The organism is Streptomyces sp. NPDC036764 (assembly GCF_055609385.1).
In genome coordinates this window covers 41,491-60,413 of sequence record NZ_JBVJPT010000003.1, presented here as the reverse complement: position 1 = coordinate 60,413, position 18,923 = coordinate 41,491, and the positions used below count along the sequence as shown (strand labels likewise).

The window sequence follows — 18,923 nt, the reverse complement described above, 5'->3', positions numbered from 1 at the left end:
CGGGCTTCCGCTCGGGCCTGTCAGGGGGAGGGTCCGGCCGGGCATGGGGTGCCGGCCTGCCGGGGGCGTACGCCTCTCGGGGGCGTACGCCCCTATGTGGTGGGCACACCCCTATGAGGCGCGCACACCCCTATGCGGCGCGCACGCCCTGTTCCGCCACCCGGTGCTGGCACGGACGCGGTGCCGGCCGGCGGCGCAGGAAGCGCGGCAGTGGCAGGGCCATGTTCACGAAGCCCTCCGCCTGCATGGCGGCGAAGCCGAGGCGGGGCAGGTCGGCCGAGGCCCGGTAGACCACGAAGCGGGGCTCCCAGCGGGGCTGGAACTTGGCGTTGAACTTGTACAGCGACTCGATCTGGAACCAGCGGGAGAGGAAGACCAGCAGGCCCCGCCAGGCGCGCAGCACCGGGCCTGCGCCGATCTTCTCGCCGCGTGCCAGCGCCGAGCGGAACATGGCGAAGTTGAGGGACACGCGCGCGATGCCGAACTTCGGGGCGGCCTGGAGGGCGGCCACGATGAGCAGTTCGTTCATGCCGGGGTCGGCCGCCCGGTCGCGGCGCATCAGGTCGAGCGAGACTCCGTCGGTGCCCCAGGGCACGAAGTGCAGGATCGCCTTGAGGTCGCCGTACGGACCCGGTTCGTCGTCGGCCTTGTGGGCGGTGGCGATCAGGCAGTCGCCGTCGGACGGGTCGCCGACGCGGCCCAGGGCCATGGAGAAGCCGCGTTCGGTGTCGGTGCCGCGCCAGGCCTCGGCGGCCTGCCGGATCCGCTCCAGCTCGGTTTCGCCGAGGTCACGGACGCGCCGTACCCGGGTCTCGTAACCGGCGCGCTCGATGCGCTTGACCATCTGGCGCACATTGCGCATCGCACGGCCGGTGAGCGAGAAATCCGGGACGTCCACCACCGCCTCGTCGCCCAGTTCGAGGGCGTCGAGCCCGGTCTCGCGGGTCCACACCTCGGCGCCGGTCTCGGAGCAGCCCATGACGGCGGGGGTCCAGGAGTGGGCCTTGGCCTCGTCCATGAAGCGCTCGATGGCGCCGGGCCAGGCCTCGACGTCGCCGATGGGGTCGCCGCTGGCGAGCATGACGCCGGAGACGACGCGGTAGGTCACCGCGGCTTTGCCGCTGGGGGAGAAGACGACGGCCTTGTCGCGGCGCAGCGCGAAGTGGCCGAGGGAGTCGCGGGCGCCGTGCTTGACCAGCAGGGCGCGCAGGCGGACCTCGTCGTCCTCGGTCAGGGCCGCGGCCGGGTGCTCGGGGCGGAAGGCCAGGTAGATGGTGGTGACGGCGGTGAGCAGGCCGAGGGCGCCGAGGGAGAAGGCGACCGTCCAGGAGGTGTTGCCCTGGTAGTCGACCGGGCCCTCGAAGCCGAACAGGCCGTACAGGACGTGGGTGATGCGGTCCGCCAGGCTCGGGTCGCCGATCAGGGTCTTCGGGTGGGCGCTGACGATGACCAGGCCGAGGGCGAGCGAACCGGCGCCCATGAGGACGAAGTTGGCCAGCGCGCGCCAGCGGCTGCGCGGGTCGGGCAGGGCCGCGAACTGGTCGCGGTGGCGCAGCAGGGGCGCGAGCAGCGCGAGGGAGATCAGGACGCCGATGATGGAGTGGCGGTACGTGAACTGCGCCACCGCTCCGGCGGGCAGCAGGACCACGGCGGCGCGCCAGGCCCTGCGCTTGCAGCGTTTGAGGCCGTGCGCGAGCAGCAGCAACAGCACGCCGGCGCTGAGCGAGAGCGCGGCCGCGAACGGGCCCGTCGAGCCCGGCAGCACTTCGGCGATGGCGTGCATACGGCTGTGCCGGAAGCGCGGGAAGACGCCGGCGGCGACGTCCAGCAGGCCCACCAGGGCGCAGGCCCTGCCGAGGACGACGGGAACGGCCTCGGGGCGCGGGCCGCGCAGCACGTTCCGCACACGGCTCGACAGATGCCCCACCTGGGGAGATCGTTGAGGAACCTTGCCCGACATTTCCACATCTGTCCTGACAGACATCGCATCCCATTAGTTCTGCGAGAGACCTTGGATCCGGTGCCGATTCGGGCATCCGGCGACATTGCGCCCTCTAGGACGGTGTCTTGAAGGGAGAGGTTCACTCAGCTCTCCAAAAGCGTTTCAAAGGCCAAGGAAAGTCCGGGGCAAGCCCTCGCGAAGGAGCGGGGGAGACGACGCGTGGGACAGGTGCCCGCGCGTGGTCCCGGGCGGAAAGTGCGGGCAGGTAAGCATCGATGGGTCTCACGAGCGACAAGGTGCTGGCGCTGGCGGTGTTCGCGGCCGTAGGGCTGTTCGTCGGCACGGTGTGGCTGTGGCCACGGCTGGCGCGGCGGGGCCTGCGGGCCGTCGCCGGGCGGGTCGGGCTGCTGCTCGCCACGCAGTTGGCGCTCTTCGCGTCGGTCGGGCTCCTCGCCAACCAGGCCTTCGGGTTCTACGCCGGCTGGGCCGACCTGTTCGGGCAGGAGAAGGGCCAGGGCGTCGTCGTGGACCACGTTCCGGCGGGCGGGCCGCTGCGGGTCGCCGGGACGCAGCGGGTGCCGGGGTCGGCGAACGCCGCGCCGCAGTGGGGCGGCCAGGTCCAGAAGGTCGACATCGTGGGGCGTACGACGCACATCGCGACGCCCGCGTACGTCTATCTGCCGCCCGAGTATTTTCAGCCGGAGTACCGCACGCGTACGTTCCCGGCGGCCGTAGTCCTCACCGGCTATCCGGGTACGGCAAAGGCGCTGGTGGACAAGCTCGACTACCCGCGCACGGCCGCCCGGCTGGTCGCGCAGGGCCGTATGGAGCCGATGATCCTGGTGATGATGCGGCCGACCGTGGCCCCGCCGCGGGACACGGAGTGCGTGGACGTTCCCGGGGGCCCGCAGACCGAGACGTTCTTCGCGTCGGACCTGCCCGAGGCGGTGAGCGGTCACTACCGGGTGAGCGGGAATCCGGGCAGTTGGGGCATCATCGGCGACTCCACGGGCGGTTACTGCGCGCTGAAGCTCGCCATGCACCATCCGCGGGTGTATGCCGCGGGGGCGGGACTTTCCGCCTACTACAAGGCACCGATCGACGCCACGACCGGCGATCTCTTCCACGGCGACGAGGAACTGCGCAATCGCGCGAACCTGTGGTGGTACCTCAAGCACATGCCGGCTCCGGACACTTCATTGCTCGTCAGCAGCAGCAAAGTTGGAGAATCCAACTACAAGGCCACGTTGAAGTTCATTGAGCGCGTGAAGGCGACCGGGCTGACCCGGATCTCATCGATCGTCCTCGAAAGCGGAGGGCACAACTTCAACACCTGGCGGCGGGAGATTCCCGGGACATTGGAGTGGGTGAGCGGACGGCTGGGCGGCAGGTGAGGTGGCCGATCCGGCTTTTTGATCTTGGTTCGTGGCCAATTCGGTGACGGAACTGAATCCTGATGCCAAGTGAACGACTCGGGATGGCTGTCTTTTTACGGGGCGGGGCACCAAGATTCGCCTACGCGCGGTAAGTTTCTGGCCATGCCACGTGGACGTCACCGCCATTCCCCGCCCTTGCACAGGATGCTGCCCCCGTCGGCGATCGCGGGCGTGTCCGTCGTCTGTGCGCTCGCCCCCTGGGTGTTCACCGAACCCATGGCGCTGCGCGGCCTCGCCGCGGCCGCCGCGGCGACGGCGGTCTTGGGTGCGGTCGTCATGCGCCGCTGGGACACGCAGGCGGGCAAGCAGGTCGCCGACCTCACGCGCGCGCGTGCCAGCGACGAGTGGCGGTACGAGGAGCGGGTCGCCGAACTGGAGGCCGACCTCGACGAGTCGCGCGAGCTGCGCGTGAAGCTGGAACAGCGGCTGCGGGGCAAGCGGGCGGAGCTCGCCGGCCTGCGCAACGAGCACGCCTCGCTGCTGCGGCGGTACGCCACGGCGGAGACCGAGCGGGCGAGCGTCCTGGAGGAGCGCCGGGTTCTGGAGATAGAGGCCGCCACGCCTGCGCGGGCGCTGCCGCCGGTTCCGGGTGACGGTGCGGGTGAGGCCGCCGCCGATGACGTCGCCGCCGAGACCGCCGAGGAGGCGGGGGCTGTGGCTGCCCCGGCCGAGGCGGAGGGTGCGGAGAGCGCGCAGAGCGGGGCGGACGACGAGGCGGTCGGGACGGTCGGGGACGGCGAGGACGTGCAGGCCGCCGAGGAGACGCCGGCGGACGCGAAGGTCTTCTCGCCGGAGGGCTCGCGGCTGTTCCTGCGGGCCAAGGCCGCGTTGGCGCGGTTCGACGAGGACGGCGGGCCGGCGAAGGACGAAGCGACGGGCGAGGCGAAGGACGAAGCTGCGGGCGAGGCGAAGGACGAGGCGGCGGGCGAGGCGCTCGACGAGGACTCGCCCGAAGGGAATTCCTCCGAGGACGAGTCGCAGTCGCCCGTGGGCGAATCGGCCCTGGGCGAATCGGCCTTGGACGAGTCGGTCAAGGACGCGTCGGTCAAGGACCCGTCGGCCACCGACCAGCCGCTCACGGACCAGCCGCTCACGGACGCATCTGCGAAGGGCGAGTCCTCCAAGGAGGACCCCTCGAAGGTCGAGTCCCCGAAGAACGACCACCCTCCGAAGGGCGACGGCCCGTCCGGCGGCAGGCCGCTGAGGGACGCCTCGGGTGACGCCGAGGTGGAGGGGACCGGCGGGTCCGAGACGGAGTTCGTGCCGGAGGACGACCCACAGGGGAAGTCCGGGGCGGTCGACGGGCATGAGCACGCGGCCGCCGTCACCCCGGCAGGCACGGTCGCCCCTGCCCGGCCGGCGCTGCCCGCGGCCCGGCGTCCGGCGGGGCACTTCATAGAGCCGACCGCGGTGGCCGTCGTACCGGCAGCGCCCGTGCGGCGTCCGGCGGTCGAGGGCGGGTTCGACTTCTTCGGTACGAAGCAGGAAACGGAGCCGTCCGCGCTGGAGTCCGTCCAGAACGAGGACCTCGCCGACGTCGTCGGCCAGGAGGCCCTCGCCCTGCACAAGGCCGAGGCCGAGGCCGCGTTCAAGCCGGCCGACGAGGAGTCCCGGGGCATCGGCCAGGTCATCGACCTGACGGCGCACGACGAGACGGAGCAGATCGACGTGCAGGGGCTGCGCAGCGCGGTCTCCTGACGGCGGCGGGGCCGGTCGGACGGCCGACCGCGGGGCCAGGTCGGACGGTCGACGGCCCCCTTCCGCGCCGCCCCGCATCTCCCCAGGCGGTCACGCCATCCAGCCGTCAGGCCATCCAGTCGTCAGGCCATCCAGTCGTCAGGCCATCCAGCCGTTACGCCATCCAGTCGTCAGGCCATCCAGTCGTCAGGCCATCCAGCCGTCAGGCCATCCAGCCGTCACGCCATCCAGCCGTCAGGCCATCCAGCCGTCAGGCCATCCAGCGATCCGGCCGCGCGTCCCGGCGGCCCGTGCGGGATCGCTCCGCCTGGCCCCGTAGCAGCTCCGCCGCCTCCTCGGCGCCCCTCAGACGCGCGGTGACGGTCTTGTTGGCCCCCGTGTCCACATGGACGTCGGCGACGCCCCACAGGCGCTCCCAGGGCCCTTGGGCCAGCCTGACGCTCTGGACCTTGGCGTGCGGGACCAGGGCGAGGCTGCGGCGGAACAGCCCCGTGCGTGCGGCGAACACCGCGTCCGTGACGGCGAGTCCGTAGCCGCGCCACCACAGGGGCACACACCTGGCCGCGCGCCGTGGCGGACGGTTCAGGGAGGCACGGCTCGGCACCGTCACCCCGGGCAGCACGCGCGCGACGACCGACTCGGCGACCTCGCGCGGCGCCACCGGGAGCAGGAGCGAGTTGGCGGAGCCTGCCACGTCCAGTTCCACCCGCACCCAGCCGCGTCGTCGCCACAGCAGCGGCTCGACGATCCGTACCGTCTGCACACGGCCCGGCGGCACCGTCTCGTGGGCGCGGTCGAGGAGGCCGTGGTCGATGCGCAGTCCGTCCTGCGACTCGCCCACGGTCCAGTCGTACTCGGTGACGAAACGTCCCACGCTGCTCGCCCCCGCAGCGCCGAACAGGGGGATCGCGCTGGCCAGGACCGTCCACGCGCTCTCGGTGACCAGCCACAGGACGGTCGGTACGACCAGTGCGGCGGCCAGCGTCGCCCAGGTCGCGCCGGTCAGGACGAGGGAGGTCGCGAGGACGGCCGGCGGGACCCGCAGGAGCTGCTGGGACGGCGCCTCGCCTATCTCGTGTGCCGTCTCGGGGGCGAAACCGGCGGCGCGCGCGAGGAGTTCGGCACGCAGGGTGCGCGCCTCCTCCGCGCCCAGGAAGGCGAGTTCGTCCTTCTTGTCGGCGCCTATGACGTCCAGCTTCAGCTTCGCCACGCCCGCCACGCGCGCGAGCAGCGGCTGGGTGATGTCGATCGCCTGGATGCGTTCCAGCCGGATGTGCGCGGTGCGCCGGAACAGCAGACCGGTGCGGATGCGCAACTCCGCGTCGGTCACCGCGAAGTGCGTGAACCACCAGGTGAGGAAGCCGTACAGGGCGGCCGCCGGGAGCAAGACGGCAAGTGCGATCAGCAGGGTGGTCGTGGTCAGCCTGGTGAGCTGGCGCTGCGCCTGGTCCGGGTCGTGCACCGCCCAGCCGATCAGCACGGCCACCGGCGCCCACGCGCGCCTGAGCGGCGTCACGGGGTGCAGGCGCCGCTCGGACACCGGCCGCTGCTCGCGTACGGCGCCGTCGACGCCCGGCGTCGTCACAGGCCCGCCGATCGTGCCTCGCCCAGCTCGGTGAGCCGGTCGCGCAGCCGTTCCGCCTCCGCCGGGTCCAGGCCGGGGATCGTGGCGTCGGTCGCGGCGGCAGCCGTGTGCAGTTGCACGCTGGCCAGCCCGAAGTGCCGCTCCACGGGGCCAGAGGTGACCTCGACCAGTTGCATACGGCCGTACGGCACGACCGTCTCCTCGCGCCACAGCACGCCCCGGCTGATCAGCAGGTCGTCGGCGCGCTCGGCGTAGCGCCACGAGCGCCAGTTGCGGCCCAGCATCACCCAGCCCCACGCCATGAGCGCCAGGGGCAGCAGCGCGAAGGCCGCCCAGCTCGGCCCGGCGAGCAGGCCGAGCAGCAGGGCCAGGCCGATCGTCAGCAGCCCCAGCCACACCACCAAAAGCAGCCGGCGCATGCGGAGCAGGCCCGGCGGCAGCCCGGTCCACCCCGGCCCGTCCCCCGCCCGCTCGTCCCCCGTCGTTCCCGTGTTTTCCGGGCTCCCCGTCTCCATGAGGCCAGCGTACGTAGGAGAGACTGTGTTCATGACTCCTACGACGGAGACCATGGTCGGTATCGGCGGCGCCGCGGAGAGCACCGACATGGTGCTCAACATCGGGCCCCAGCACCCGTCCACGCACGGAGTGCTGCGCCTGAAGCTGGTGCTGGACGGCGAGCGCATCATCAGCGCGGAGCCGGTGATCGGGTACATGCACCGCGGCGCCGAGAAGCTCTTCGAGGCCCGCGACTACCGCCAGATCATCATGCTCGCCAACCGCCACGACTGGCTGTCGGCGTTCTCCAACGAGCTGGGCGTCGTCCTCGCCGTCGAGCGCATGCTCGGCATGGAGGTGCCCGAGCGGGCCGTGTGGACGCGGACGCTGCTCGCCGAGCTCAACCGGGTGCTCAACCACCTGATGTTCCTGGGGTCGTATCCGCTGGAGCTGGGCGGGATCACGCCGATCTTCTACGCCTTCACGGAGCGCGAGGAGCTCCAGCACGTGATGGAGGAGGTCTCCGGCGGGCGGATGCACTACATGTTCAACCGGGTCGGCGGCCTGAAGGAGGACCTGCCGGCCGGATGGACCACGCGTGCGCGTACCGCCGTCTCCGACGTGCGCTCCCGCATGGACCGGTTCGACGACCTGGTCCTCGGCAACGAGATCTTCCGGGGGCGCACGCGGGGCGTGGGCGCCCTCACGCCGGAGATCGTGCACGCGTACGGCGTGAGCGGGCCGATCGCGCGCGCCGCCGGCGTGGACTTCGACCTGCGCCGCGACGAGCCCTACCTGGCCTACGGCGAGCTGGGGGACGTCCTGCGCGTGGTGACCCGGCAGGAGGGCGACTGCCTCGCCCGCTTCGAGTGCCTGCTGGAGCAGACCCACAACGCCCTCGACCTCGCCGACGCCTGCCTCGACCGGCTCGCCGAGCTGCCGCCGGGGCCGATCAACCAGCGGCTGCCCAAGGTGCTGAAGGCGCCCGAGGGCCACACGTACGCGTGGACCGAGAACCCGCTCGGCATCAACGGCTACTACCTCGTCAGCAAGGGCGAGAAGACCCCCTACCGGCTGAAGCTGCGCTCCGCCTCGTACAACAACATCCAGGCGCTGGTCGAGCTGCTGCCGGGGACGCTGGTCGCGGACATGGTGGCGATTCTGGGGTCGATGTTCTTCGTGGTGGGAGACATCGACAAGTAGGCGACAGGTGGGCGACAAGCAGGCGGCCCGTCAGTCCGGCGGGTCGCCCTGCCCCTGGGCCAGTACGTTCGGAATTCCAACCGACTGCATGAGCCAGCCGAAGTCCCCCAGCCCGCCCGTCGCCGTCAGCTCGGCGGCCTCGCCCGCGCTCGCAAGGGCCCGTACGTAGTCCGCTGGGCGAGTAGAGGCCAGCTCCAGAGGTGGGCGTGCGCCTGTGATGCCCAGGGTGTGCAGGGCGGCGCGCTGGGTCAGCAGGACCGCTCCGGGCAGGGCGCAGGCGTCCAGTGCCACATGGGCCGTGATGTCGCACGAGCCGTCCGGGACGGGTGATGTCTCGCGGCCCTCGCGGAAGCCGGTGAGGGTGCCGAAGGGCGGTCGCGCCGCTGCCGTGTGCGTGTAGTCCACGGCTACCGCGAGGCCCCGCTCCAGGGTCGCGACGGCATCGGCCCAGACCTCGTCCCGTGGCAGGCCGATCTCGGCCCGCGCCCCCTCCACGCCCCCCAACGGCCACCACCGCGCGAGCCACTCCGCATCCGCCCCGGCGACCGGCCCTCCGAGACGTTCGGCGCCGTCCTGTCGTACGAGGACCCGGCGCGGTACGCCGGCGGAGTCCACCTCGGCGACCTCCACGGGGACGTTGTCGAGCCACTCGTTGGCGAACAGCAGGCCCGTGATCCCGGGAGGTGGCTCCGGCAGCCACTCGATTCGGTGATCCAGGGATTCCGGGCGATCGGCGACCTCGACGGCGTACGCACGCGTGCGTGCCGCCACCTCGGCGGGCAGGGCGGCCAGGACGCCCGTGATCAGCTCACCGCGCCCCGCCGCCATGTCGACGAAGGCGAGGGACGCGGGCCGGCCCAGAGCCTCGTCCACCCGGCACAGCAGACGGGCCACGGCGGTGGCGAAGAGCGGGGAGGCGTGGACGGACGTACGGAAGTGCCCGGCCGGCCCCTCGGGGCGGCGGTAGAAGCCGTCCGGGCCGTAGAGAGCGGCTTCCGCTGCCGTGCGCCACCCGTGCCACTCGCCCGTCGCCTCTGCTGTCACCGGCCCAGGCTAAGCGCACAGAAGAACGCAGCCTCCACCTTGGGGAGTACGCGCGCGGGGTGCGGATCGGCCCTCCGGTTGACCCCTGCACGCATCTCGCTTCCCTACGCTGGGTTACGTGCAGCGCCTCTACGACTTCATCCGCAGGCACCCGACATGGGTCGACAGCTTCTGGGCCGTCTTCCTGCTCGGGATCTCTGTGGTCACCGTGACCGTCCGGGACGAGGGCGGGCAGAACCCTCCGGGCACGGACTCAGAGGCAGCGATCATCGTGGTGGTCCTTCTGTTGTGCCTGGTGATCGCGCTGCGCCGGCGCATGCCGGAGAAGATGCTGGTGCTGGCCCTCGGGGTGGGGGTGGTGCAGTTGGTGCTGGATGTGGCGACGACGCCCGCCAACTTCGCCTTCCTGGTGATCACCTACACCGTGGCCGCGACCGGCGCGCGCTGGGCCTCCCGGCTCGCGCTGGGCGTCGGCCTGTGCGCGGCGCCGCTGGCACAGCTCCGCTGGCCGGAGCGGGACTCCAGCGTCCTGGGCAACATCGCCCTGATGATCTTCCTCACGGTGCCGTTCGCGCTCGCCTGGGTGCTCGGCGACTCGATCCGCACCCGCCGCGCCTACTACGAGCAGCTCGAGGAGCGCGCGACCCGGCTCGAAAAGGAGCGCGAGGCGCAGGCCAAGGTCGCGGTCGCCGCCGAACGCGCCCGGATCGCACGCGAGCTGCACGACGTCGTCGCGCACAACGTCTCCGTGATGGTGGTGCAGGCCGACGGCGCCGCCTACGTCCTCGACGCCGCCCCGGACCAGGCCAAGAAGGCCCTGGAGACGATCTCCTCCACCGGCCGCCAGGCCCTCGCCGAGATGCGCCGCCTGCTCGGCGTGCTGCGCACCGGTGAGCACCAGGAGGGCGGCGAGTACGTCCCGCAGCCCGACGTCGAGCAGATCGACGAGCTCATCCAGCAGTGCCGCACCTCCGGGCTCCCGGTCGACTTCAAGGTCGAGGGCACCCCTCGCCCGCTGCCCAGCGGCGTCGAGCTCACGGCGTACCGCATCGTGCAGGAGGCGCTCACCAACACCCGCAAGCACGGCGGCCCGAACGCGGGCGCGAGTGTGCGTCTGGTCTACTTCGACGACGGTCTCGGCCTGCTCGTCGAGGACGACGGCAAGGGCGCCCCGCACGAGCTGTACGAGGACGGCGGCGCCGACGGCAGCGGGCACGGCCTGATCGGGATGCGCGAGAGGGTCGGCATGGTCGGCGGCACCCTGGACGCGGGGCCGCGCCCGGGCGGAGGATTCCGCATCAGTGCGCTGCTGCCGCTCAAGCCAGCACACTGACCCCTGAGACATGTCCCTTGTTGACACCTGTAACGGCCCTGTAGACGGATACGGAAGACACGGAAGAGGACCCCGATGGCGATCCGCGTGATGCTCGTCGACGACCAGGTGCTGCTGCGCACCGGGTTCCGGATGGTGCTCGCCGCCCAGCCGGACATGGAGGTCGTCGCGGAGGCGGGCGACGGCGTCGAGGCCCTCCAGGTACTGCGCTCGACCGCCGTCGACGTCGTGCTGATGGACGTGCGCATGCCGAAGCTGGACGGCGTGGAGACCACCCGCCGTATCTGCTTGGAGGAGGACCCGCCCAAGGTGCTGATCCTGACCACCTTCGACCTCGACGAGTACGCCTTCTCCGGGCTGAAGGCGGGCGCCTCCGGCTTCATGCTCAAGGACGTGCCGCCCGGCGAGCTCCTCGCCGCCATCCGCTCGGTGCACAGCGGCGACGCGGTGGTCGCCCCGTCCACCACCCGGCGTCTGCTGGACCGGTTCGCGCCGATGCTGCCGTCCACCGGCCAGGAGCCCAAGCACAAGGAGCTGGAGCGGCTCACCGACCGGGAGCGCGAGGTCATGGTGCTGGTCGCCCAGGGGCTGTCCAACGGCGAGATCGCCGCCCGGCTGGTGCTGTCCGAGGCGACCGTGAAGACCCACGTCGGCCGCATCCTGACCAAGCTGGGGCTGCGCGACCGGGTGCAGGTGGTGGTCCTGGCCTACGAGACCGGGCTGGTCCGCGCCGGCGGGCACGGCTGACGCGGCGCCGGGGGGCGTGACCCCGGCGTGACCGGTGCCCACTAGGGTCTGCGCATGCTCCTGTGGATCAACGGCCCCTTCGGGGGCGGCAAGACACAGACCGCACACGAGATCCAGCGCCGGCTGCCCGGCAGCGTCATCTGCGATCCGGAGCACGCCGGATTCGGTCTGCGCCGCACGCTCCCGCCCGAACTGCGCGGGGACTTCCAGGACTTGACGTCCTGGCGGCAGGGCGTCGTCGAGGTGCTCGACCTTGCGCTCACCAAGCACGACGGCGTGGTCATCGCCCCCATGACGGTCACGAACTCCGACTACTTCGCCGAGACGGTCGGCCGCCTCGGCGAACTCGGACACGACGTACGGCACTTCAGCCTCCTCGCCCAGCGGGAGACCGTCCTGAAGCGGCTGCGCGAGCGCGGCTTCGGGCACGTCCTGCGGTACGTCGCAGGGAAGAACGCCGGGCTGCGCCGGGAGAGCTGGGCCGTGCGGCAGCTCGACCACTGCCTGGAGCGGTTGCGCGAGCCGGAGTTCGCCGAACATCTGTGGACGGACCACTCGACCGTGCCGAAGACGGCCGACCGCATCGCCGTCCTGGCCGGACTGCGGCTGCGGCCCAACAACGAGGGCGCGCTGCGGACGCGGCTGCGGCAGGCGGGGGTGGGGATCAGGCACATCCGGTTCGACTGACGCCCGGTCCCGGCACCCAGCCGGGGCGGACGCTACCGGAGGACACCCTCCAGGAAGTCGCTGCCCAGCCGGGCCACCACCGTGACGTCGAGCTGGTGCAGGACGTACCGCCCGCGGCGGCGGGTGGTGATCAGGCCCGCCTTCTTCAGGACGCTCAGGTGCCGGGATATCTCCGGTGCCGTCATGCCGTGAACCTGGGCCAGCTCGCCCGTGGTGTACGCGCTGCGTGCGAGGTTGCGGCAGATACGCATGCGCACGGGGTGGGAGAGCGCCGTCATCCGCAGGGCCAGTTGCTCGACCGAGGGCGGGGCGGCGAGCTCGGGGGAGCCGACCGGGTAGTGCAGCACCGGCTGCCAGGCGTAGCGGTGCAGGACCATCAGGTGCGGCCAGCCCAGGCTCGTCGGGACGAGGAGGAGGCCGCCGTCCCCCACGGTCGTATGGCCCTCGCCCAGTTTGTCGACCGTGATCCGTGCGGCCGCCTCGTCGAGGGCGACCGCCGGGGACACCGCGGTCAGCGCCTCCGCGAGGCCCTTGCGCCGCAGGAGGTCCGTCTTGTGCCGGGCGTCGGCCGCGAGCTGGTGGCTCAGCCGGGACCAGGCGTCCGCGAAGAACGCCTCGTCGCAGTCCTGGAGGAACTGCCGCAGCCAGGCCCGGATCCGCGGCGGATCGACGAGCAGCCGCTCACTGAACCGCAGTTGCTGCGGCCCGCGCGCGGCGGCGAGGTCCAGCGCCCGCTGCCGCACCTCGGGATCGGACAGCGCGTCGGGCCCGCTGGTGCCGTACGGCAGGGCGCAGGTGAACTCCAGGGCGGCGTCAAGGAACTGCTCGTCCGTGAGCTTGTCCAGTTGGTCCAGCTCCTCCGCCAGCGTGGCGCCCGGGAGGGTGCTGCGGCCCGGGATGCCCGCGAAGGGCAGGAACAGGTCCGAGAACGTCGACCGCCACAGGAAGTCGGCCTCGCACATCCGGTCGGCCAGATGCGAGTCCATCCGGGCCGTCACGCCCGTCACCCAGCCCTGGAGGCCCGGGTGGTGCGCCGGCTCCGACAGCGCGTGCAGCGCCATGCCGAGCTCGGCCAGCGGGGAGGGCACGACGGCGAGCCTCTCCGGCCGCAGCCCCGCGATGTCGATGGTCACGCTCATGCCCTTCATGGTGCACCCCGCCACTGACAGCGCAGCCGTCGATTGACGGCGGCCGTCAATCGACGCGACGCGGCGGCGGCACCCGGCGCAGCCTGGGGCAACCGGGGCAGCCGCGGAGCCCGATCACCCACCCACGTCATGTCTCCTACGTCCCGAGAAGGCGATCGGCCATGAGCATCACGCAGCACTACCTCCTCGACACCTACCGTGCCCGGCAGCTCGGCGAGCCGGCCCCTCCGGCGCCGGGCTCCCACGACTGGCAGGTCATGCGCGAGATCCGCGACCACCGGCAATTCAGGGCCGTCGTCGCAGGCCGCCCGGCCCATGGGCGGATACGGCACGCCCTGGGGCGGTGGCTGCACGGGCGGCCGCGCTCTACCTGGTGACCTCCTCGGTCAGCAGGGCCGCGAACCGGGCCACGGCCTCCCGCACATCGGCGGCCGTCCACTCCAGTCCCGCGGCCCGTACGTAGACCTCCGTGAAGGCCAGCCCGGGGCCCTTGGCCTCCCAGCCGTTGGCGAACAGCACGGTCTTCGTCTCCTCGGCCTGCCGGATCGCGGCCTCGGCGAGGACGTCGGCGTCGTACGGAAGCCAGACCTGGAACTCGTTCGTGTGCGGCGGCTCGGGGTGGACCCGCATCCACGGCACCCCGGCCGCCGCGAACCCCTCACGCAGCGCGGCGGCCACCACGCGCGCGTGGGCGACGTACTCGGGCAGCCGGGGCAGCTCCCGCTCCAGTCCGGCCAGGGCCGACAACGCGGTCGGGAACTGCTGGAAGATCGTGCCGCCGTAACGGTGCCGCCATGCCTTCGCCTCGTCCACCAGCGTCTTCGGACCGGCGAGGGCCGCGCCGCCGAAGCCGTCGAGGGACTTGTAGAACGACACGTACACGCTGTCCGCCAGGTCCGCGATCTCCTCCAGAGGGCGCCCGAAGTGGACCGTGGACTCCCACAGGCGCGCGCCGTCGAAGTGCACCACCGCTTCGCGTTCGCGCGCCGCCTCCACCACCTCCGTGAGCTCCTCCCACGTGGGCAGCACGAAACCGGCGTCCCGGAGCGGCAGTTCCAGCATCAGCGCCCCGAAGGGCTCGTCGAGGTCCCGTACCTCGGCGGCGGTCGGTAGCCGCGGCTCGCTCGTCACACGGACCGGACGCAAGCCGCTGACCTGGCTGAAGGCATTGCGCTCATGCATCTCGGGGTGCGCCAGCGCATGCAGCGCGACGGCCGGGTTCCCGGTACGGCCCGCCCAGCAGCGCAGGGCCACCTGCTGGGCCATGGTGCCCGTCGGGAAGAACGCGGCGGCCTCCTTGCCGAGCAGGCCGGCGGTCCTCTCCTCCAGGGCCTCGACGATGCCGTCGCCGTAGAGGTCCGACGGCGCGTCCAGGTCGTGCAGCTCCAGCGCACGCGCCTCGTCCAGCAGCGCCAGGCGCTCCCGGAGGGTGCCGAGGAAGCCGGGGCGCGCGAGCACGTGCCGCGCGCTGCGGTAGGCGGCGATGCGCCGTTCGCGACGCCGCGTGCGCCGCTCGTCGTCCGACACCGGCTCGTCCGACAATTGCTCGCCTGGTGATCGCTCGTTGAGGGCCGGCTCGTTCAGTGACTGCTGTGCCGGCGATTGCCGGTCGGGCGAGTCCTCGCCCGGATCCGCCCCTGCCCCGGCCCCCTGCCCGCCCGGCTCCACCCGCTGTACCTCGCCCCGCTCCGCCGTATCGCTCATGCCCCGGATCATCCCGTGCCCTCACCTGCGCGAGCACCCGCATTTCCCGCCCCGGCCCCGCCCGCCGGTCACCCGCATCCCCCCAGCAGGCCGCGTCGCCCGCACGCCCCTTTCGCGCGCCGGCCCCGCCCGGTGCGCCCGCGTGCGAAGGCGTGGCGAAACCCACAGCCTGTGGACAACCGAACGCCTCTCGAACCAATCGCGTTAACATGACGAGAAATCGTCCGGTACCCCGAGCGGACTGGAACGGGAAGGCCGCCGTCGAGTGAGTACAAGCCAACAGCCAGATCCCAAGGACCGTCCCGCGCGGCTCTCCGTCGGTGTCGTCGGCGCCGGTCGGGTGGGCCCCGCGCTCGCCGCGTCCCTCCAGCTCGCCGGGCACCGTCCGGTGGCCGTCTCCGGGGTCTCCGACACCTCCCGGCGACGTGCCGAGCGGATGCTCCCCGACGTGCCGATGGTGCCGCCCGCCGAAGTGCTCGCGCGCGCCGAGCTGGTGCTGCTGACCGTCCCGGACGACGTCCTGCCCGGCCTGGTCGAGGGCCTCGCCGAGACCGGGGCCGTGAAGCCCGGCCAGCTCCTGGTGCACACCTCCGGTCGGTACGGCGCCAAGGTCCTGGACCCGGCCCTGCGCGCGGGAGCGCTGCCGCTGGCCCTGCACCCCGCGATGACCTTCACCGGCACGCCCGTGGACGTCCAGCGCCTCGCCGGCTGCTCCTTCGGCGTCACCGCGCCCGAGGAGCTGCGGCTGGCCGCGGAGGCCCTCGTCATCGAGATGGGCGGCGAGCCGGAGTGGATCGCCGAGGAGAGGCGCCCGCTGTACCACGCGGCGCTCGCGCTGGGCGCCAACCACCTGGTCACGCTCGTCGCCCAGTCCATGGAGCTGCTGCGCGAGGCGGGCGTCGCCGCCCCCGACCGCATGCTCGGCCCGCTGCTCGGCGCCGCCCTCGACAACGCCCTGCGCTCCGGCGACGCCGCCCTGACCGGCCCCGTCGCGCGCGGGGACGCCGGCACCGTCGCCGCGCACGTCAGCGAGCTGCGCCGGCACGCCCCGCAGACCGTCGCCGGCTATCTCGCCATGGCCCGCGCGACCGCCGACCGCGCCCTCGCCCACGGCCTGCTCAAGCCGGAGCTCGCCGAGGACCTCCTCGGGGTACTCGCGGGCGGGACCAACGGCGCCGAGGGAGACACCCGATGACCACCACCCTGCGCACCGCCGCCGAACTGCACGCGCGCACGCGTTCCGGCCGCCGCGCCGTAGTGATGACCATGGGAGCCCTGCACCAGGGCCACGCCACGCTGATCCGCACCGCGCGCGCGATCGCCGGACCGGATGGCGAGGTCGTCGTCACCGTCTTCGTGAACCCCTTGCAGTTCGGCCAGGGCGAGGACCTCGACCGCTACCCGCGCACCCTGGACGCCGACCTCGAGATCGCCGAACAGGCCGGCGCGGACGTCGTGTTCGCCCCCGCCGTCGACGAGGTCTACCCGGGCGGCGAGCCCCAGGTGCGGATCAGCGCCGGCCCCATGGGCGCGCGCCTGGAAGGCACCTCGCGCCCCGGCCACTTCGACGGCATGCTCACCGTCGTCGCCAAGCTGCTGCACCTCACCCGGCCCGACGTCGCCCTGTTCGGCCAGAAGGACGCCCAGCAGCTCGCGCTGATCCGCCGCATGGTCCGCGACCTGAACTTCGGCGTCGACATCGTCGGCGTCCCGACCGTGCGCGAGGAGGACGGCCTCGCCCTCTCCAGCCGCAACCGCTACCTCTCGCCCAAGGAGCGCCGCACGGCCCTCGCGCTGTCCCAGGCCCTGTTCGCCGGCAGCGACCGGCACGCCGCACAGGAGGCGCTGCGCGCACGCGCGCGCGAAGTGCCCGCCACACGCGCGCGTGCGGAGGCGCTCAGCGCCATAGGGGAGTCCCGCGCGGCCGCCGACGCGCACGCCGTCGCCAAGGCCGTCCCCGGCGCCGCGGCCGCCGTCCGCGCCGCCGCCCGCCTGGTCCTGGACGAGGCCGCCCGCCTCGACCCGCCGCTCGAACTGGACTACCTCGCCCTCGTCGACCCGTCCGACTTCACGGAGATCACCGATCACGAGGACGAATACACCGGCGAGGCCGTCCTCGCCGTCGCCGCCCGGGTCGGGACGACCCGGCTGATCGACAACATCCCGCTGACCTTCGGAGCCGCCTCGTGACCAGCACAGGCATACGACTGCACGCGCCCGCGCCCGGGTGGTCCATCACCGCGGACGTCGTGGTCGTCGGCTCCGGCGTCGCCGGCCTCACCGCCGCCCTGCGCTGCGAGGCCGAGGGCCTGAGGACGGTCGTCGTCACCAAGGCCCGCCTCGACGACGGCTCCACCCGCTGGGCCCAGGGCGGCATCGCCGCTGCCCTCGGCGAGGGCGACACCCCCGAACAGCATCTGGACGACACCCTGGTCGCGGGCGCCGGCCTGTGCGACGAGGAGGCCGTACGCATCCTCGTCACCGAGGGCCCCGACGCCGTACGCCGCCTCATCGAGACCGGCGCCCACTTCGACGAGTCCTCCGAAGGGGAACTCGAACTCACCCGCGAGGGCGGCCACCACCGCCGGCGCATCGCCCACGCCGGCGGCGACGCGACCGGCGCGGAGATCTCCCGCGCCCTGGTCGAGGCGGTACGCGCGCGTGGCCTGCGCACGATCGAGAACGCGCTGGTCCTGGATCTGCTGACGGACGCCGACGGCCGTACGGCGGGCGTCACCCTGCACGTCATGGGCGAGGGCCAGCACGACGGCGTGGGCGCCGTGCACGCCCCCGCGGTGGTCCTCGCGACCGGCGGCATGGGCCAGGTCTTCTCGGCGACGACGAACCCGTCCGTGTCGACGGGCGACGGAGTGGCCCTCGCCCTGCGCGCGGGCGCCGAGGTCAGCGATCTCGAGTTCGTGCAGTTCCACCCCACGGTCCTGTTCCTCGGCCCGGAGGCGGAGGGCCAGCAGCCCCTGGTCTCCGAGGCGGTACGCGGCGAGGGCGCCCACCTGGTCGACGCAAACGGCGTCCGTTTCATGCTGGGACAGCACGAACTCGCGGAACTCGCGCCCCGGGACATCGTCGCCAAGGGCATCATGCGGCGCATGCTGGAGCAGGACGCCGAGCACATGTTCCTCGACGCGCGGCACTTCGGCGCCGACATGTGGGAGCACCGCTTCCCGACGATCCTCGCCGCCTGCCGTGCGAACGGCATCGACCCGGTCACCACCCCCATCCCCATCGCCCCGGCCGCCCACTACGCCTCCGGCGGCGTACGCACCGACTCCCAGGGCCGCACGACCGTCCCCGGTCTGTACGCGTGCGGCGAGGTCGCCTGCACCGGTGTGCACGGCGCCAACCGCCTGGCCTCCAACTCACTCCTCGAAGGCCTGGTCTACGCCGAGCGCATCGCGGAGGACATCACGGCGTCCCGCGCGGCCAACGGCCTGCACGCCCGCGTGCCGAACCCGGTGCCGTACCCCGAGACCCCCGAGCACCCGCTGCTCGCCCCCGAGGCCCGGTTCACGATCCAGCGGATCATGACGGACGGCGCGGGCGTGCTGCGCTCGGCGAGCTCCCTCACCAGGGCCGCCGACCAGCTCCAGCAACTGCGCACCGAGGCCCGCGACGCCCTCGCCGAGAACGGCAAGACGGCCGAACCCGGCGTCGACACCTGGGAGGCCACCAACCTCCTGTGCGTGGCCAGGGTCCTGGTCGCCGCCGCGAGCCGGCGCGAGGAGACCCGGGGCTGCCACTGGCGCGAGGACGAGCCCGACCGCGACGACACGACATGGCGCCGCCACATCGTCGTACGCCTGAACCCGGACCGCACACTGGCCGTGCACACCACAGACACCGCAGACTTCCCCCCGACCCGTCCCCAGGAGCAGTGACAGCA

The 18,923-nt window shown here is 72.5% G+C and carries 16 protein-coding genes; 10 read left to right on the top strand and 6 right to left on the bottom strand.

Annotated features, from left to right (window positions below; all coding sequences use genetic code 11):
• Positions 1-130: 130 nt before the first annotated feature.
• Positions 131-1,960, bottom strand: a complete 1,830-nt coding sequence (locus ACZ69Q_RS15135; protein WP_471041639.1) for a phosphatidylglycerol lysyltransferase domain-containing protein — start codon at positions 1,958-1,960, stop codon at positions 131-133.
• Between the two features lie 257 nt (positions 1,961-2,217).
• On the opposite strand from ACZ69Q_RS15135, the gene ACZ69Q_RS15130 reads away from it, so the two are divergent.
• Both ACZ69Q_RS15130 and ACZ69Q_RS15125 read left to right on the top strand, forming a co-directional pair.
• Entirely contained in the window at positions 2,218-3,336 is a 1,119-nt protein-coding gene (locus ACZ69Q_RS15130; protein WP_471041638.1) for an alpha/beta hydrolase, read from the top strand.
• Between the two features lie 144 nt (positions 3,337-3,480).
• The gene (locus ACZ69Q_RS15125; protein WP_471041636.1) at positions 3,481-5,076 is read left to right on the top strand and encodes a hypothetical protein; all 1,596 of its coding nucleotides are present in this window, start codon (positions 3,481-3,483) and stop codon (positions 5,074-5,076) included.
• A gap of 250 nt (positions 5,077-5,326) precedes the next feature.
• On the opposite strand, the gene ACZ69Q_RS15120 is transcribed toward ACZ69Q_RS15125, so the two are convergent.
• Together ACZ69Q_RS15120 and ACZ69Q_RS15115 are read right to left on the bottom strand one after the other, a co-directional pair.
• The gene (locus tag ACZ69Q_RS15120) at positions 5,327-6,661 is read right to left on the bottom strand and encodes a PH domain-containing protein (RefSeq protein WP_471041634.1); all 1,335 of its coding nucleotides are present in this window, start codon (positions 6,659-6,661) and stop codon (positions 5,327-5,329) included.
• Complete coding sequence (locus ACZ69Q_RS15115) at positions 6,658-7,176, bottom strand: PH domain-containing protein (RefSeq protein ID WP_471041633.1); 519 nt, start codon at positions 7,174-7,176, stop codon at positions 6,658-6,660. The genes ACZ69Q_RS15120 and ACZ69Q_RS15115 overlap by 4 nt, the downstream gene beginning before the upstream one ends.
• 31 nt (positions 7,177-7,207) lie before the next feature.
• Here ACZ69Q_RS15115 and ACZ69Q_RS15110 point away from each other — a divergent pair, with 31 nt between their 5' ends.
• On the top strand, positions 7,208-8,359 hold the full coding sequence (locus tag ACZ69Q_RS15110) for an NADH-quinone oxidoreductase subunit D (RefSeq protein ID WP_471041631.1): 1,152 nt from the start codon (positions 7,208-7,210) through the stop codon (positions 8,357-8,359).
• A 30-nt stretch (positions 8,360-8,389) separates the two neighbouring features.
• Here the strand turns inward: ACZ69Q_RS15110 and ACZ69Q_RS15105 are convergent, their stop codons facing one another.
• Positions 8,390-9,403, bottom strand: coding sequence for an SAM-dependent methyltransferase (locus tag ACZ69Q_RS15105; protein WP_471041629.1), 1,014 nt, complete (start codon positions 9,401-9,403; stop codon positions 8,390-8,392).
• 118 nt (positions 9,404-9,521) lie between these two features.
• Between ACZ69Q_RS15105 and ACZ69Q_RS15100 the strand changes: the two genes are divergently transcribed.
• The 3 genes from ACZ69Q_RS15100 (at position 9,522) to ACZ69Q_RS15090 (ending at position 12,170) form a co-directional block, all read left to right on the top strand.
• Positions 9,522-10,736 (top strand): sensor histidine kinase, encoded by a 1,215-nt coding sequence (locus tag ACZ69Q_RS15100; RefSeq protein ID WP_471041627.1) that lies wholly within the window; start codon positions 9,522-9,524, stop codon positions 10,734-10,736.
• 75 nt (positions 10,737-10,811) lie between these two features.
• Positions 10,812-11,483: a response regulator gene (locus ACZ69Q_RS15095; RefSeq protein ID WP_471041625.1), complete on the top strand. Its 672-nt coding sequence runs from the start codon at positions 10,812-10,814 to the stop codon at positions 11,481-11,483.
• 54 nt (positions 11,484-11,537) lie between these two features.
• Positions 11,538-12,170: an AAA family ATPase gene (locus tag ACZ69Q_RS15090; RefSeq protein ID WP_471041624.1), complete on the top strand. Its 633-nt coding sequence runs from the start codon at positions 11,538-11,540 to the stop codon at positions 12,168-12,170.
• A gap of 32 nt (positions 12,171-12,202) precedes the next feature.
• Here ACZ69Q_RS15090 and ACZ69Q_RS15085 read toward each other — a convergent pair whose 3' ends face one another.
• Complete coding sequence (locus ACZ69Q_RS15085; protein WP_471041623.1) at positions 12,203-13,309, bottom strand: DUF5937 family protein; 1,107 nt, start codon at positions 13,307-13,309, stop codon at positions 12,203-12,205.
• Between the two features lie 170 nt (positions 13,310-13,479).
• Here ACZ69Q_RS15085 and ACZ69Q_RS15080 point away from each other — a divergent pair, with 170 nt between their 5' ends.
• Positions 13,480-13,695, top strand: a complete 216-nt coding sequence (locus ACZ69Q_RS15080; protein WP_471041621.1) for a hypothetical protein — start codon at positions 13,480-13,482, stop codon at positions 13,693-13,695.
• On the opposite strand, the gene ACZ69Q_RS15075 is transcribed toward ACZ69Q_RS15080, so the two are convergent.
• The gene (locus ACZ69Q_RS15075) at positions 13,685-15,022 is read right to left on the bottom strand and encodes a threonine aldolase family protein (RefSeq protein WP_471041619.1); all 1,338 of its coding nucleotides are present in this window, start codon (positions 15,020-15,022) and stop codon (positions 13,685-13,687) included. The genes ACZ69Q_RS15080 and ACZ69Q_RS15075 overlap by 11 nt on opposite strands.
• 265 nt (positions 15,023-15,287) lie before the next feature.
• Here ACZ69Q_RS15075 and ACZ69Q_RS15070 point away from each other — a divergent pair, with 265 nt between their 5' ends.
• From ACZ69Q_RS15070 to ACZ69Q_RS15060, 3 genes are read left to right on the top strand one after another with little or no spacing between them, the layout of a single operon-like run.
• Complete coding sequence (locus ACZ69Q_RS15070) at positions 15,288-16,217, top strand: Rossmann-like and DUF2520 domain-containing protein (protein WP_471041617.1); 930 nt, start codon at positions 15,288-15,290, stop codon at positions 16,215-16,217.
• On the top strand, positions 16,214-17,212 hold the full coding sequence (gene panC / locus ACZ69Q_RS15065; protein ID WP_471041615.1) for a pantoate--beta-alanine ligase: 999 nt from the start codon (positions 16,214-16,216) through the stop codon (positions 17,210-17,212). Before ACZ69Q_RS15070 ends, panC begins: the two co-directional genes overlap by 4 nt.
• The gene (locus ACZ69Q_RS15060) at positions 17,209-18,918 is read left to right on the top strand and encodes an L-aspartate oxidase (protein ID WP_471041614.1); all 1,710 of its coding nucleotides are present in this window, start codon (positions 17,209-17,211) and stop codon (positions 18,916-18,918) included. Before panC ends, ACZ69Q_RS15060 begins: the two co-directional genes overlap by 4 nt.
• Positions 18,919-18,923: the final 5 nt, after the last annotated feature.

Bases quoted from the DNA above. Each gene is read 5' to 3' on its own strand.
- ACZ69Q_RS15125 (WP_471041636.1), top strand. From the start codon at position 3,481: ATGCCACGTGGACGTCACCGCCATTCCCCGCCCTTGCACAGGATGCTG.
- ACZ69Q_RS15135 (WP_471041639.1), bottom strand. From the start codon at position 1,960: ATGTCGGGCAAGGTTCCTCAACGATCTCCCCAGGTGGGGCATCTGTCG.
- ACZ69Q_RS15095 (WP_471041625.1), top strand. From the start codon at position 10,812: ATGGCGATCCGCGTGATGCTCGTCGACGACCAGGTGCTGCTGCGCACC.
- ACZ69Q_RS15075 (WP_471041619.1), bottom strand. From the start codon at position 15,022: ATGAGCGATACGGCGGAGCGGGGCGAGGTACAGCGGGTGGAGCCGGGC.
- ACZ69Q_RS15080 (WP_471041621.1), top strand. From the start codon at position 13,480: ATGAGCATCACGCAGCACTACCTCCTCGACACCTACCGTGCCCGGCAG.
- ACZ69Q_RS15130 (WP_471041638.1), top strand. From the start codon at position 2,218: ATGGGTCTCACGAGCGACAAGGTGCTGGCGCTGGCGGTGTTCGCGGCC.
- ACZ69Q_RS15085 (WP_471041623.1), bottom strand. From the start codon at position 13,309: ATGAGCGTGACCATCGACATCGCGGGGCTGCGGCCGGAGAGGCTCGCC.
- ACZ69Q_RS15110 (WP_471041631.1), top strand. From the start codon at position 7,208: ATGACTCCTACGACGGAGACCATGGTCGGTATCGGCGGCGCCGCGGAG.
- ACZ69Q_RS15115 (WP_471041633.1), bottom strand. From the start codon at position 7,176: ATGGAGACGGGGAGCCCGGAAAACACGGGAACGACGGGGGACGAGCGG.
- ACZ69Q_RS15090 (WP_471041624.1), top strand. From the start codon at position 11,538: ATGCTCCTGTGGATCAACGGCCCCTTCGGGGGCGGCAAGACACAGACC.
- panC (WP_471041615.1), top strand. From the start codon at position 16,214: ATGACCACCACCCTGCGCACCGCCGCCGAACTGCACGCGCGCACGCGT.